Origin of the sequence: Lacipirellula sp. (genome assembly GCF_965279485.1) — a bacterium.
Taxonomy (GTDB): Bacteria; Planctomycetota; Planctomycetia; order Pirellulales; family Lacipirellulaceae; genus Lacipirellula.
This window is the reverse complement of record NZ_CBDIIC010000002.1, coordinates 326,922-341,656: the sequence shown is the minus strand read 5'-3', so window position 1 is coordinate 341,656 and position 14,735 is coordinate 326,922. Positions and strand designations below refer to the sequence as shown.

At 62.1% G+C, this 14,735-nt stretch carries 11 protein-coding genes; 5 read left to right on the top strand and 6 right to left on the bottom strand.

Annotated features, from left to right (window positions below):
• Positions 1 to 20: 20 nt before the first annotated feature.
• Entirely contained in the window at positions 21 to 1,814 is a 1,794-nt protein-coding gene (locus tag ACQY7R_RS08870) for an ABC transporter permease (protein WP_428305248.1), read from the bottom strand.
• Between the two features lie 436 nt (positions 1,815 to 2,250).
• Between ACQY7R_RS08870 and ACQY7R_RS08865 the strand changes: the two genes are divergently transcribed.
• From ACQY7R_RS08865 to ACQY7R_RS08855, 3 genes are all read left to right on the top strand, one after another.
• Positions 2,251 to 3,834, top strand: coding sequence for a tetratricopeptide repeat protein (locus tag ACQY7R_RS08865; RefSeq protein ID WP_428305247.1), 1,584 nt, complete (start codon positions 2,251 to 2,253; stop codon positions 3,832 to 3,834).
• A 38-nt stretch (positions 3,835 to 3,872) separates the two neighbouring features.
• Positions 3,873 to 4,070, top strand: coding sequence for a hypothetical protein (locus tag ACQY7R_RS08860; RefSeq protein WP_428305246.1), 198 nt, complete (start codon positions 3,873 to 3,875; stop codon positions 4,068 to 4,070).
• A 412-nt stretch (positions 4,071 to 4,482) separates the two neighbouring features.
• Complete coding sequence (locus ACQY7R_RS08855; RefSeq protein ID WP_428305245.1) at positions 4,483 to 5,361, top strand: hypothetical protein; 879 nt, start codon at positions 4,483 to 4,485, stop codon at positions 5,359 to 5,361.
• On the opposite strand, the gene ACQY7R_RS08850 is transcribed toward ACQY7R_RS08855, so the two are convergent.
• From ACQY7R_RS08850 to ACQY7R_RS08830, 5 genes are all read right to left on the bottom strand, one after another.
• Positions 5,358 to 6,512 carry a VWA domain-containing protein gene (locus tag ACQY7R_RS08850; protein ID WP_428305244.1) on the bottom strand — a complete coding sequence of 385 codons (1,155 nt, stop codon included), beginning with the start codon at positions 6,510 to 6,512 and terminating at the stop codon, positions 5,358 to 5,360. The genes ACQY7R_RS08855 and ACQY7R_RS08850 overlap by 4 nt on opposite strands.
• Before the next feature lie 219 nt (positions 6,513 to 6,731).
• Positions 6,732 to 8,570, bottom strand: coding sequence for a M48 family metallopeptidase (locus tag ACQY7R_RS08845; protein WP_428305243.1), 1,839 nt, complete (start codon positions 8,568 to 8,570; stop codon positions 6,732 to 6,734).
• Positions 8,571 to 8,742: 172 nt separating this feature from the next.
• Positions 8,743 to 9,318 carry a hypothetical protein gene (locus ACQY7R_RS08840; protein ID WP_428305242.1) on the bottom strand — a complete coding sequence of 192 codons (576 nt, stop codon included), beginning with the start codon at positions 9,316 to 9,318 and terminating at the stop codon, positions 8,743 to 8,745.
• A gap of 918 nt (positions 9,319 to 10,236) precedes the next feature.
• Positions 10,237 to 11,982 carry a DEAD/DEAH box helicase gene (locus ACQY7R_RS08835; RefSeq protein WP_428305241.1) on the bottom strand — a complete coding sequence of 582 codons (1,746 nt, stop codon included), beginning with the start codon at positions 11,980 to 11,982 and terminating at the stop codon, positions 10,237 to 10,239.
• Positions 11,963 to 12,604 (bottom strand): hypothetical protein, encoded by a 642-nt coding sequence (locus ACQY7R_RS08830; protein WP_428305240.1) that lies wholly within the window; start codon positions 12,602 to 12,604, stop codon positions 11,963 to 11,965. The genes ACQY7R_RS08835 and ACQY7R_RS08830 overlap by 20 nt, the downstream gene beginning before the upstream one ends.
• Before the next feature lie 273 nt (positions 12,605 to 12,877).
• Between ACQY7R_RS08830 and ACQY7R_RS08825 the strand changes: the two genes are divergently transcribed.
• Together ACQY7R_RS08825 and ACQY7R_RS08820 are read left to right on the top strand one after the other, a co-directional pair.
• Positions 12,878 to 13,390, top strand: coding sequence for a hypothetical protein (locus ACQY7R_RS08825; RefSeq protein ID WP_428305239.1), 513 nt, complete (start codon positions 12,878 to 12,880; stop codon positions 13,388 to 13,390).
• A 205-nt stretch (positions 13,391 to 13,595) separates the two neighbouring features.
• Positions 13,596 to 14,714, top strand: coding sequence for a hypothetical protein (locus ACQY7R_RS08820; RefSeq protein ID WP_428305238.1), 1,119 nt, complete (start codon positions 13,596 to 13,598; stop codon positions 14,712 to 14,714).
• Positions 14,715 to 14,735: the final 21 nt, after the last annotated feature.

Sequence of the window (14,735 nt, the reverse complement as noted above, 5' to 3'; positions counted from 1 at the left end):
CATGCCGCGTGAGCGGACAGCTAAACATCTCGCGCCGTCGTTCGCCCGGTGGCGACGTCGAATTCGAAGATGGCCGGAATCAACAGCGTCGCCGTCGCGAAGCCGTACATCAAAATGGTCACGAGCGCTGCCGCCCCGTAGCTCAATTGCAAGAACGTGGAGATCACATAGAACGTCGCGAACGGCGCGAGCATCGACGCCCACCAGATAGCGGGCGAAGGATTTCGCCGTCCGAGCGCGAAGAACAGCCCTGCCCCGCCGCCGAGCATGAACGCCGCAAACGACAACAGCTGATTTTCAAAATTCGCTTGGAACGCCACCATCATCCGCATACAAACGGCCACGCCGAGTAGCAGGAACAACAGCGTTCCAATGCTCACGCCGACGGCCGACCGCGAGTTCGGGTAGGTCATTCCCGAATGGACGCCCAGCATCGCGACGAATGCATTCAGCACCGCCAGACTGCCGAGCATGAACAGCAGGTTTTCGGTAGAGATCCGCTCGTACCACCAACAGACGACGCACAGCAGCGCCGGCAGCACGATCATCTCTTTCGCGTTGAACAGCACGCCCCACAGCTTGCCGAAGATGATCTCCTTCGGCGTCAGGTCGGTCACCAGCAGCAGGTCGAGCGCCCCCGAGTCGCGTTCATTGGTGATCGACGTCACCGCGAGCGCGTTCACCAGCACGAGGCCCAATACCAATAGCGGTACGAGCGGCCGCGAAGCGTCGGGCAGCGCGCCGCCTGCAGCATTCACCGGATCCGTTTTCAGAATGCCGTAAACAGCCCAAGCGCACGCGGCGAAAATCGCCAGATACGCGATCCGCACGACGACGACCTTCTTGCCGTAGGCCCACGTGCAGATCTCCCGCCACAAAATCGGGTTGTCCCACACTTCCTTCGTTCGGCCTGGCGCGGCATGGACGTCGCGCGGCGCGGCCGACTCGGCGATTTCGCTGTGCGTTTCGTCGGCAGTTTGCGGACGCGCCTCGCGCGTCGGGTTCCAGACGCGCACCAGCAGGATCGCCAGCACGTTGAGCGCCGCTGCCATTCCCGCGGCGGCGATCGTGAACACATCGGACGACGCGCCCAGCCACGGAGCGCCGCCGAACATCGGCGTGAACTCCGTCCGTGGCGCCGCGGCGGCAAAGATCGCCCGCAGCGGACTGACGGCGATCGCCCAGTGCGATGCATCGACCCCAAGGGCCAGTGGCTCGTCAGTCGCCAGGGCCGCGATTCCCTCGCCCGCGAGCAACCATAGCATGAGCGCGAGCGCCGTCATTGCGAGCGTTTGAAATGTCTTTTCACGCCATAGTGCGATTGTTGAACCGAGGCTACCTGCAGCGGCCGCGGCAGCGAGCGTTACGCCGATCACACGCAATATCTGCGGATGCGACACGCCTCCCAGCAACGCGAGCAGCATGAACAACGGCACGGCGGAAAAAATAAGCACCAACACGGTGAGCATGCTCGCCAGCATCTTTCCCAAGACCAGTTCCGAATTGGTCATCCGCGTCATCAGCAGGAGGTCGAGCGTCCGCCGATCTTTTTCCTGAGCGACTGCCGCCGCCGTCAGTAACGCGGAAAACCCAATCGCCATCGCCAGCTGCACCGGCGCCAACAGCGCGAACACGGCGGCGCCGAAACGGGACAAATCGCCGAGCGTCCGAATCGGCTGCGACCCAAAGAGGATCAGCCAAGCCGTACAAACGAGCCCAAACAGGGCGCCAGTATAGATGGCTCGCGAGAGGTAGAGCCGCCAAGACCGCGGGGCCGTCGCCAACTCTCGGGTAAAGACTGGCCCGACCAACAAAGCTTGAGGTTCCTTCGCGGAGCAAGAGAAGGCGGGGCCGCGTCCCAATCCTCTGAAACGCGCTGCAGGCCGCCTGGAAGAACTTCAATATAGGCGGAGCGGCCCACAGAGTCGAGCAAGCGAGCCCATCCGCTTCCTTGACTTCACCTCTTGAGAACGCTCCAGCGTCGGGCTGAGCGCCCGTCACGGCTTGCCCGGCAGTCCCCGCCGAAAGTCGCCCAATCGGTACGATCGCTACAGTTCTGCAACTCGTCCCCGCCCCATGGCCCTGGAGCCCCGACTCCCTAGAATCTAGTGTCGCCGACCCCTCGACTTCGTCTAGAATGCTGGGAAGCGCCCCCCGCGGCGTCCCTCCCCGCCCAGGCAAAGCACAGCAATTCAAACTCCGACGCGCGAAGCCCGCGCGTCGGGGGGCAACTACTCAGAAAGGTTGATCATGACTTCGCGCACGTTTCGCGGCGCTCTTGGCCTGAGCTCCGCAGCTCTGGTCGCCGCGGTGATCGGCATTCAGCCAGGGGACGCTCACGCCCAGGCGACCACCCCGGCCGCCCCCGGCGCAGGCGCTCCTGCCGCAGGCGCGCCCGGCGCTCCGGCCGCTGCCCCCGGCGGCGTCGCCGCTCCGCAAGATCCCTTCACCGTTGAGAACCTGATCGGCGACTCCGTCTCGCTCTCGAACCAGGCTTACCCTGAAGTCGACAGTGCGCTGCAGCGGTTCAAGAACAGCGACGTCAAAGGCGCGAAGGAATACCTCGAACTTGCGAAGCAGAAGTATCCCAAGCTGCCGCCGGTCGACCTGCTGCTCGCGAAGTTGTTCGTGTTTGCTCGCAACGGCGAACAAGCCCGCGCCGCCCTCGAATCGACCGTCACCAACTATCCTGACGATCCCGAAGCTTACCTGCTGCTCGCCGACCTCGCGTTCGCCGAAGGCCGCACGACCGAGTCGCACGCCCTCTTCGAGAAGGCGAAAGCGCTCGTCGATAAGTTCAGCGACAACGTGAAGCGTCAGCAGAACTTCCAGATCCGCGTCCTGGCCGGCCTCGCTGCCGTCCACCAACGCCGTCAGCAATGGGAACCTGCCAACGCGCTGCTCGTGAAGTGGGTCGAGCTCGATCCCGATAGCGCCGCCGCTCACACCCGCCTCGGCGAAACGCAGTTCCGCCTGAAGAAGCCGGCCGAAGCCTTCAACGAATTCAAGAAGGCCCGCGAACTCAACACGCAGTCGAACCACCCGTACGTCGTTCTTGGCCAGCTTTTCACCCAAGACAATAAGCTCGACGAAGCCCGCAAGGCGTTTGAGCAAGCCTTCAAAGAAGATGGCAAGAACGAAGCCACGGCCCGCGCCTATGCTGAGTGGTTGATCCAACAAGATCAGCTCGACAAGGCCCAGGTCGTCGCCGAGGAAATGCGGAAGAACGCTCCGACCTCGGAAAATGCGTTGATGCTCGACGGCCTCGTCGCCAAGATGCGCAACGACGCCGCCGGCGCCGAGGAAGCCCTCACGCAGGTCCTCAGCATCAACCCGTCGAACGCCGGCGCGATCAACCTCCTCGCACTGATCCTGTCGGAAAGCCCGAACCTCGCTCAGCAAGAGAAGGCCCTGCGCTACGCCCAGATGAACGCCGAGCGGTTCGGCAACAATTCGCAAGCGAACATTACGCTCGCGTGGATCTTGCAGAAGCTCGGCCGCTCGGCCGACGCCGACCAGTTCCTGCAAAAGGCGGTGCAAGGCGGCCAGCTCAACGCTGACTCGGCCTACCTCGTCGCCAAGATTCTGGTGCAGAAGGGCCAGAAGGAAAACGCGCTCAAGGCGCTTGAGCAGGTGCTGGAACAAGCCGGCAGCGGTATGTTCATGTACCGCAAAGAAGCCGAAGCGCTCGTTAAGGAGCTTGGCGGCACGCTGCCGGCCGCTGGAGCACCAGGCGCTGCGACGCCCGCTGCAGGCGGTACCGCGCCGGCTGCCGCTCCTGCGGCTGGGACAGGAACGACGTTGCCGGTGGCAACGCCGAGCGCCCCGAAGTAAGTCTGCCGCCGTCGAGTTGACGGCAGCATGCTGAGCGCATGAAAAAAGGTAGCGGCAAGTCGATCCGTCGTCTTGCCGCTACCTTTATCCTGAAGCAAAACACAACTAGTGTTTCGCCCTCCCGTCTCTTGATACTGAATGTATCGGCGACGCCGGTAGATCGCCTGAAGCCGATTCTGGCGAAAAAAGATGTCGCTCTCTCTGGGAGGAGCATTCATCGCCAGCGTTTTGGCTGACAGCTGATCGCTGAAAGCTGACGGCCCATAAAAAAAGAGCGGGCGAGGCTCGTTGCCGAGCCCCGCCCACCCTCGCTTTTGCCCCGACCGCGGCTACGCCTCACTCCCCAGTTGGCGCCGTCGCGTCCGAAGCATTCAAATGTGCAGTAACCGCGAATAAACCTCCGCGTCGCTGGGGGCGATTCGGCGGTGATCTTTCGCTGCCGAATCATGCGTTACGCAAGCGGCGCCGGCAACTTGAACCGGCAAGTTTGCCGATGCTTTCAGCTTTGCCCGATCGCTACAATCGGACCGAGGCCGAAATCCTCGCGATTTCAAGCCTCACTAAGTCGCCAACTGAATTTCGCAGGCCAATAGCCTGAAGGCCACGCCCTCCGGTCTGCCCCAAGCCTCGCGTCGCCGCCACTCAGCCATGCCAACCGCAGCGACACCGCCCCACGCAACGCTGCCCTGGCTCGTCGCCGCCCTATCGGTCACCCTAGCGCTTGCCGGCTTAGCGACCCTCCGCCGCGTCCGCGGCACAACCCTCACGGCCCCTACCCTCTGGTGGATTGCCGCGGCCCTCGCCCTCGCCGCCGTCGAAGCCGCCATCGCCAGCGGGCGGCTGCCGCCTGCGACGCTCGCCGGCTCGCTCTGGCGATACACGGCCGCCGTCGGAACCTTCTGCCCGTTGGTCGCGGTGCTCGGCGCCAAGCGCCCCCAAGATCGCGGCTGGCAATGGGTAGTCGCCGCGCTCTGGCTCGTGCTGCTCGTGCCAGTCGCTCAAGCGATCGTCGCACCCGGCGGCGCGCGGTTGGAACTCTTCGCCGCCTGGCGGTGGTTGCTCTGGGGCTTCATCGCAATGGGCCTGCTGAATTATCTCCCCACGCGATTCGCGATTTCCGCGCTACTCGTCGCCGCCGGCCAATACCTGCTCTTCGACGGGGCCGCAGGTCAACTCGCAGAACCCGCCGCCTCGCGCGCGACGCTCTGGGGGCTAGGCCTCCTCGTCGCCGCCTGGATCGCAGGCGAGATGGCAGCCGCTATTTCTCGCCCGGCGCCGACGCTACTGCCCCAAACGCGCCGCTGGCTTGCGTTTCGAGATGCCTGGGGCGCTTTTTGGGCCATCCGCGTGTTGCAACGCGTCAATGAATCCGCAGAATTGGGCGCCTGGCCGATTCGCCTCCAGTGGAGCGGCGTCTCGAATGCGAGCGATGCGGCTGCAGTCCACGAACTGACGCCAGACCTCGAAGCCGCGCTCGATCAATCGCTCGACAACCTACTCCGCCGCTTCGAACGAGCCGAGCGCTAATCGAGCGCTGAAATCGCTTCCCGCGCCGCCCGCGGATTGCTTCTGTACTTCGACTTCAGCTTCGCAATCGCGAGTTCACGCAGCGTGATGAACCGATGCTGGCCTTTCGTCAGCCGAGCGAGCTGCCGCAGCGTGCTATCGCTCCGCGCCTGCGAACAGAAGTGAACGATATTGATCTTGATCTTCGCTCGCTTGCACTGGAGTGCCAGCGCGCGAATCACCTCAAACGACGGATCGTCCTTCTCCTCAGCGTCGGTAAGCACAAAAATCACCTGCGGCTTGGTCTTGATCGCCTGCTCCAAGCCAGACAAGTGATTGGTGCCCATCTCCGCCGCCATGTTGTTAATGAACTCGCGCACACGAGTGATGTTGCTCGGCGTCGCCGCGAACAGTTCCGATGAGTTGCCGAATGCTACGGCCGAGTCGTTGTAGAACACGACCTGGAATCGGCAATCAGCCTTTAGATCGCCGAGACTCCGCGACAGTTCGTTCTTCGCGGCTTCGAGCGGCGTGACCGTCGTCATAATCGCGTCATCCGCCTCTAGCGTGTAGACGTAGTTCATGCTGTCCGAGCGATCGAACACATACACGAAGTCGCCCCCTTCGCCGGCCAGCCCGAACATGCTGGTGATCGCCTGCCCCGGCCCGCGCCCGTCGCCGCGGCCCGTTCCCACGCCAGCGCCGTCGCCGCCTCCCGAACCGGAACCCGTGCCGCCTTCGCCGACGCTGCCGGCCTTCGCCGTGCTCGCAGCAAACAGCGACGCCGCTTCCTCGGCGAACGCATACTCCGGCGCCTCGCCAGTCGCGATGCCGTCAACGCTCTCTTCGATGATCCCTTCCAACGGAACCGCCGCGGCCGCCTTCGCCGCCGTCAGCGGATCGTCGATCGCCGGCAGCCCAATCGACTCGGCCAGCGGATCGCCGCTCCCGCCGCCCCCGGCGTCGAATTCCGAAAGCCCCATGTCGCCGCCGTTGCTGAGCGTAATGTCGAGCCCCGGCTCGGTGACGGCCCGTTGCACGAGCAGCCCCAGCACCAGCGTGAGGCACATGTGGATCACCAGCGACGCCAGCCATGGCGGAACCAACTCGAGATCAAATACCGAGGCTCGCTCGGTGCGCGCAGAGTCGGCGGCGGCTGCGTTGGTTCGCATCACGCGACGGCGGTGGCTTGAGTTCTGTTCCGGGGAGAAGGTCAGTAGCACAGCCCCGTCGAGCAGAGCCGCACGCTGCCGATGTGCATTCTGGCCTTCGGCGAGAACCAATAGCAAGCGCTTGGCGAAAAAAGCGACCAGCAAGCTGCGCGAAGCGACAGATCACTCCACAACAACCGCTGCCCGCTAAGACGGCTTCGCACCCGGAGTTTTACGCGCTCACCCGCTTTTCCCACTCTCCGCCAGATGCTTCTGATAAGCGACCGCGGACTGATACCGTCCCCAATAGTGGTTCAGCGCGTCGAGCACTTCCTGCTGATTTGGAAACTTCTGCAGCTTCACCGCAGCCTTCAGCTTTGCGTCGCCTCGCTGAAAGCGAATCTGCAAGTCGCCTGCCTCGGCTACCTGCAGTTGCAGAATTTCATGGAAGAAAATGGGCGCCTCCCATTTAGCGAAGGCCATTTTTTCGAAATCAAGGATCAATTCTCCCTCTTTGCTGGTAAACGAGACGCCGGGGAAATACCGCACCACGACTTCCCGCTCCTGATCCGTCGCCGGCAAGTACCGGTACGGCAGCGACTGCTCGTGGTACTTGCGAAACTCCGCTTCGAATTCATCCCATTGCGCTCGCTCCAGATCTGCAGCGCCGGCAATCCGCTCGTACCACCGACCGTTGCCTGTCTGGGCGAGCAAGGCTTGCATCTCCGGCAGCTCAATGTGCAATCCAATCGCCTCCAAACGACGCGCTAGCGGCGGATGCGAGTCGAACGGGTGCGCCGACTCCAACTCGCCGACGTCGGGCTGCGAAAAAAACGTCGCCGCATATTCCTGAAATCCTTGCTCAACCCGCTCGGCGACGTTCGCCTGCTCCAGGGCGACCTCTTCGCTGAAAAGCTGCCGCTGGACTTGCTCGCGGTAGGCGCTGTAGGCGATCACCCGCGACAACGCTCCTGCCATCGCCGGCGTCGAGGTCGTCTGCTTGGCGATCTGATCGGCGCGAAACTCTCGCTCGCGCCGCAGCTTCGAGAGCGACAACTCAAACAGCGCCCGGAAAAAGTTCATAAAGTAGAACACTGGCAGCGACGCCCCGCCCTCTTGCAACGCGCCCAGGTAATGGCCGTAGCGAGTGAGCAGCGGAGAAATCTTCTTCGAGTAGAGTGTGTCTTGGCCGCTGAAGTGTGCCATCTCGTGCGCGAGAATCGCATCGGCCTCTTCGTCATGCAATTGCTTCAATAGCGAAAGGCTCACGAACAATGTGCGGCCCGTGTACAGCTTCCCCTTCACGGTCACCGGCATTTCGGTCACGAAAAAGTTGTTGTCGATGCCTAAGATGACGTTGTCCGGGGGCGTGGTCCCCACCTTCTCGCAAATTTCCTTCAGTCGGCTGAACAATGCGGCGTTCGCGACGGGGTCGGCTGGCTCGCCGACGATGGTATTGTCGCTCGGCGTTTGCTTGAAGATGCCCTTCAATACCGCGGCGATCCCCAGCAGCGCCATCGCTCCCGCGATGAAGATCAGCTTGACGAAATAAACTTCGAACCAGAAGGCCGTCACCCAGAACGACAACGCCACGAGCAAGATGCCGATCACGATCGTTTGCAGCGCGCCGTAAATCCGCAAAACATGCCAGCCAACGGATAGACACAGATACTGGGCGTGATGCGAGCGCATCGAAATCGGAATACAAGCCCCGACGAGCGCCAGCACGGCCAACCCTGCCAACAGCGACCACAGCGACAGCCGAATCAGCCAACGGAACATCGTGTAGTAGCCGGTCAGCTCGGAACCCAGCTCCAGATCGACCTCGCCGCTCGCGACCAACTCCGAAGCCGGATGATCGGTGAAGAACTGAATCGCCTCGGCCTTCTCCGCTGCAGGCATCTCCGCATCCTGGTTGATCTGCTGCGTAATCGAAGCGAGCAACTCGGCGTCGAAGCTCCCTTGGACGTGGAGAAAGAAGAGCAGCGAACCTAACGGCACGGCAAAGATCAGCAGCGCTGGGTAAACAAACGTCTTAGCGAATCCAGGCGCATTGGGCGATGCGGAAGATTTGGACATCGAATTGACTCCTGAGGCGCCGAAAGCGAACGCCTCCGGCGGAGAAGGCCGCATTCTGGCCGAAGAACGATTGTTTGGCCACAGGAGAAGTTTTGAGAGCCGAAAATCGCGTGGAGTCGCAGGGCGACACGCCCGCGCTCCGCGACGATATGTCGCTTGCTGGCCGGCCAGACTACGACAGCTCCACCGCAAACGCCCAATCCGCGTCTCGCTCCGGTCGCCGTTTCAACAACGACCACGGGCTCGATGACAGCGGTGTCTTTTCGATGTGGTCGTACTTATCCAGTCGCCCGAACCGAACGACAATTCGCGGCGCATCGAGCGCGCCGATCTCGTCGAATTCAAATTCAAGCTCAAACGGGGCCAAATGAAACCCGCCTTTTGTTCCTTCCGCCCAATCCGCGACGCCCACAAGAAAGAAATGGCGTTCGGCGAGCATCGTGATCGAGAGACCGTCGACGCCGTCACACCACCAACCCGAAGATGGCGCAGAGTTGTGCACATGAAAAACCTCGCACAGATAGAACATAATCAACGTATTGAGACCGAAGCGTGCGGAAATGACGATCTCACGATCTTTCTTCGGCAGCGAATGCCAACGCCATAACTCCGCGGCAATCCGTTGCTCACACGTCTTGTTCTGTGGTCGTTCGTAGTTTTCAGCTAAGGCGTTCTCTCCTTGAATCCGAGGGTCCAAATACCTCGCATAATTAGAATCGCTTTGCGGACAATGGCAAGTGAATTGCAATCTCCAGTCTACGGCGTCCGCCGGATCTCATGCTCTTGCCCGTACGCGTGAGCTGGTAGCGGGTAGCCCCGGTTGTCGCCAGAGCGGCTACCGAGGCGGGGCAGCCGTAAGAGGCCGATTCTAAAGGCCCCCCGTGTGCCATGCTCTCGCCGCCCAGGCATGAGCATGCTGAACTCTCTTAGATAATGATTGCAGTTCAACATGCTGACGCTCCGCGACGACATGCCACCCGTCCGCATAGGGGCCTGCTTGCCACTCGGCGGGTGGCCGAAAATCGCTACTCTGAAACTGCCGCTAAATTTGCTAGTCTGAACCTGTGAAAACGCAATTGCGAACGCCTGTCATCGTGGCGATGGGCGCTCTGCGTAGCGTCGGTTGCCATGCTCTCGCCCCAAAGGCGCGAGCATGCCGCAAGCGCTAGGCGTTACGCGGTGATCAACCATGTCGACGCTCCGCGACGACTTGCCACCCGCTGTGAAATGAGCAGCGACAATTGTGTCGCGTCTCAAGTCGCAGCGAGGTAGAGACTTATGAGTTCTGTCGCCAAAAACGCGTTGACGCGACAGAAATGCCAACATGAGACGCTCGGCATTCGGCCCTCGCCGCATCGAGACGCTGCCACGCATTTGTGTCGACTGTTAACCCGCAGCCAAGCAACAACTTACGACTAGTGTCGCCAAAACGAGCAAATGCGACACAAGCGACAACTCACGACACAACTCAAGAAGAGTGGCCGACCCGCGAAGTGGTTAGGCGAAAAGTCTCGATCGAATTTTTGACAGGATCACCGGATCGCGCAGATCGACGGGATGAAGATATTGACAGCAGAGCGGTTGCTCTGCACCTCGCGAAGCGATCCTGTCGATCCGCGAAATCCGGTGATCCTGTCAAAAATTGAGCAAACCGCTGCGAGCAGAACTAGGCCGCCGCCGCTTCACTCTTCGGCTCCGGAAACCGTAAATTAAACAGCCCAAAAATTTCGTCGCGCGACAGCCGTAGCTTACGCGTCGCGTGTTCCTCATCGAACACGGCATTGAAAAGATCGCGTTTCTCCGCGAGCACCCGGTCGATCCGTTCCTCGATCGTGCCGCTCGCCAGGAACCGCGTCACGGTCACCGGGCCGGCGGCGCCGATGCGGTGGGCGCGGTTGATCGCCTGGTCCTCGACCGCCGGGTTCCACCAGCGGTCGAACAGAAACACATAGCTCGCGAACTGCAGGTTGAGCCCGACGCTGCCAGCGCCGTAGCTCATCAGCAGGACGTTGCTTCGCGGATCGTTGCGAAACTGTTCGATGACGCCGTCGCGGCGATTGGAGGGAATGCGACCATGGTACTCAAGGGGCCCAAACCGGCTGAGCGGCCCGCGCAGCTTGTCGATCGAGTTGACCCACTGGCTGAAGACGATCGCCTTCCGCCCGCTTGCGGTGCATTCTTCAAGATCGGCCTCGAGCCGATCGAGCTTCGCGCTCGATCCGGTCGCCGGGTCGAAGTTGCAGATCTGTTTCAGTCGCAGCACGAGCTCGAACACATGTTGAATCGTCAGCTCGGCGCCGATGTCGTTGAGCCGTACGACGCCATCCGCCTCAGCGCGTTGATAGGTCGACCACTGTTCCGGCGTGAGCTGCACGTCGGCGTCGCGGATCAGCTTCGGCGGCAACTGCGTGAGGACATTGTCTTTGGTGCGGCGCAGCACATGATCGCCGACGGCGGAGCGAATCTGCGCCGTTTTCATTTGCGGCCGCAACCGGCCGGGCGAAACGAACTCAAAAATGCCGACCAGATCGTCGGCGCTGTTTTCGATCGGCGTGCCGGTGAGCGCCCAACTCCGCGAGCGCGGAATCGCACAGACCGACTCGTGCGTGGCGCCAGTACGGTTCTTGATCCGCTGTGCCTCGTCGACGACCATCAGGTCGAACGGCGTCGGCACGTTGAGCGCCAACTCGCGATCGCGAACCACGACTTCGTAGTTCGCGATCAACACCCCCTGCTCTGCTCGATTCCAAATCCACTGCCGCTGCGATTGCGAGCCCTCGACGATCGTCACCGGCAGTTCGGGCGCCCACTGAGAAAACTCCCGCCGCCAGTTCGTCACCAGCGGCTTCGGGCAAACAAGCAGCGCACGGCGCACCAGACCTTGGTGCGCAAGCAGCCGCAATGTGACGACCGTTTGCATGGTCTTGCCGAGTCCCATCTCGTCGGCGAGGACCGCCTCGTGACGCGGGTAGAGGTAGGCGATGCCGTCGAGCTGATAGGGGAACGGCTTGAACGGGAAGTCGAGCGCTTCCGACGCGAGCAAATTCTCCAGCGGCGGTTGCAGCAGGTAGGCGAGCCGGTCTTCGAGTTTCACCACGTCGCGCGGCGGGCGAATCCGCGTTGCGGTCGGCTGTGGCAGTCGCGGCACAGTGCTGCCAATGATCGGCGAGCGCGTTGCTACGGATGCAGAGACCATCGGCCGAGCGGCGCCGAAGATTCCGCCGTGCCGGCGCACGTCGCTTCCTTCTGGCAGCACGCGACCAAACGTGCGGACCTTCAGCGGCGCCAGCGGCAACGCAAACGCATCAGCGTCGGCCGGTTCGCACTCGATCCCCGCCGTTGCGGGAATCTCGATCGCGTCGAGCGGAAATCGCAAGACCTCGATGGCGACGTTACGCAGCGGCGCGGTCATAGGGATACTCCGCGGCGTCGTGCGAGGCGAGTTGCGCTTCCGTCAGTGCAGCGCGGATACGCTGGAACGGCTCAGCGAGAAACACATTGCACGCCAGCGGCTCGAGCATTCGCGCCAACTCATCCACCGTGCGCGACGACGTGGAGGAAGCAATGATCTCGCAGCCGTTGATGATCAAGCCCGCCGCCGCTCCTGCTGCGGTCGACGAAACGGAAACGGCGCCGTCGTCGGGCAGCGGATACTTGGCGGAGATCGAGAGCGTCGTCGCGATCTCCGGTAGCGCGCTGTCGGAGGTCAGCGAGCGTACCAGCAAAATTTCTTCAGGACGCAGCAGCGACAGCGGCAGCATGTCGCGCTGGTCGGTGAGGATCGCCGTGGCGTGCAGCTCGGCGCCAGCAATCAAGGCGCGGCCAATCACCTCGGCAAATAGGTACGGCCGCAAAGTCGGCCCATACAGTATCTCTTGCGCACGACTTGCAGTCACCGGGGTGCTGCAGCGGAACTCGAGCGGCCGCCCTTGGGGCGATAGCACGAGGTATCCGCCAAAGAGTCCATGATCGGGGCTTTCCAGCACCGTCAAAAACCCAAAAGCGGCCAACGCTTTGGTGGAAGCGGCATCCATGCCGGGTGGGTCCGGGGGCGGGCAGGCGGGGCGGGCGTCAATTCGGCCGGCATCCATGCGGCGGCCGTGGCCTAGTGGCCAAGCGGTCAATCAAGGTAACTAACCCATCGGGATTGGCACGGGGGTGACTTTAGGCCGCGCATTTTGTCTGGTAAGTGGCGCCGATCGCTAGAAAAATATTTAAGTCCCATTACACTGTAGGGATCGTTCGGAAGAGCGATCGCGTCGGCAGCGGAGGGTGTGCCGGCGCCAAGAACTCCCCGTCTTGTCAGGATGATTCACTCGACGCCGCTCGTCTTGGTCGGCGCCCAGAAAGGAAACAACTCGACGATGTCGAATAGCCATTCTTCTGCGCCGGCGATCTATACTCAGGTTGACGTCACTGCGGCTGCGAACCACTCGCGTTCCGCGGCTCACACGGCGACCGAGCAGACCGAACTGTTGCGTGAAGTGTTGGCCGCGCAGGATCGCACCAACGAGATCCTCGAAGAGTTGTGCAACCTGCTCGCGACCTCGCACAAGCAGCGGCAGCAAGAGTTGCATCAGTGGAAGACGGCGAACCCCCGCCTCGCTCACTCGTGCCGTGAAGCGGCCGAGTCGCTGAGCCGCGTGCAGGTCGAGTACCTCGAACGGCTGACCGACGAGGTCAACGAATCGGGCGAAGAAATGGCCTACGGCGAATTTGTCATGAACGAATTCGTCGACAAGTACGGGCCGCGTCTGGCCCATCTCAACGGCGTGATTCAGGTGCTGGCTCAGTTGGGCAGCAGCCCCCAAGGGAATTAGGGCTAAGCCTGATTTCGCACAGCTCTTACGCGGTTCGTTGCTGCGCCCGCGGACTTCCGCAAGTCGCTCGGCGTGCGTGGCCGGTTGTCGCGCCAACATCGTTCCGGTATGGTCAGATGAATCCCGCTAGCGCATCGTTCCCGTTCAACGGGCGATGCGTGCAGCGAGCGAGTGACCAGCCGAACGATCTTGGAGTCTGACGAGCATGGCATCCGACGGAGAACTCTCGGCCGCAGCGAGCGCTGCACGCGAGGCGCTCGACGCCCACACGGTCGAAACCGTGGCGTGGCACTTTCACGAGTCGACGGGGTGTCCGTTCTGGCTCGAGAAGAAACGCGAGCTGAAGTTCGATCCGCTCACCGAGGTGAAGTCGTACGACGACCTCAAAAAGTTCCCCGCGTTCGAAGACGAATGGCTCCGCGGCGGACCAGTGCGGCGTTGGGTGCCAAAGGGCTTGGCTGACAAGCCGGTGTACGTCTTCGAAACCGGCGGCACCACCGGCGTACCGAAGAGCCGTATCGCGATCGACGACTTTCGTACGGACTACTCGAACTTCAGCGACACGCTGCCCGACAAGTATTTTCCCAAGGGATCGAACTGGCTGATGCTCGGCCCGAGCGGCCCACGGCGGTTGCGGTTGGCGGTCGAGCATCTCGCCCAACATCGCGGCGGCATCTGCTTCTGCATCGATCTTGATCCCCGTTGGGTGATCAAGCTCATCAAGAAGGGGTGGATGGAACACCTCGAAGCGTACAAGAAGCACTGCATCGACCAAGCGATCACGGTCCTCGGCGCCGGGCACGACGTGAAGTGCATGTTCGGCACGCCGAAGCTGATCGAAGCCCTGTGCCTGGAACTCGAAGAGCGCGGCACTTCGCTCGCCGAGCAAGGGATCACTGGCATCTTCTCCGGCGGCACCGAGTTCACCCCGCAGTGGACCCGCTTCTGCGTCGAGGAACTCTTCGGCGGCCCGCCCGAAAAGAGCGGCATTTACATGACGCCCACCTACGGCAACACGCTGATGGGGCTCGCCTGCTCGAAGCCAGTTACGAAGGACGACGGTTACAAAATCAGCTACTACGCCCCGCAACCGCGAGCCGTTGTGGAGGTAGTGGAGTTTGATAACTACGACCAAGTCGTTCCCTACGGCGGCACCGGCCGCGTGAAGCTGACGACGTTGACGAAGGAGTTCTTCGTCCCCGGCTTCCTCGAACGCGACGAAGGCGAACGCGAACAACCGTTTGCCAAATACCCCTGGGACGGCGTCAGCGGCGTGCGGCCGTTCCACGAACTGGCCGACGCAACGACGGTGGGCGTTTACTAGACCGATTACTGCGAGCTGACG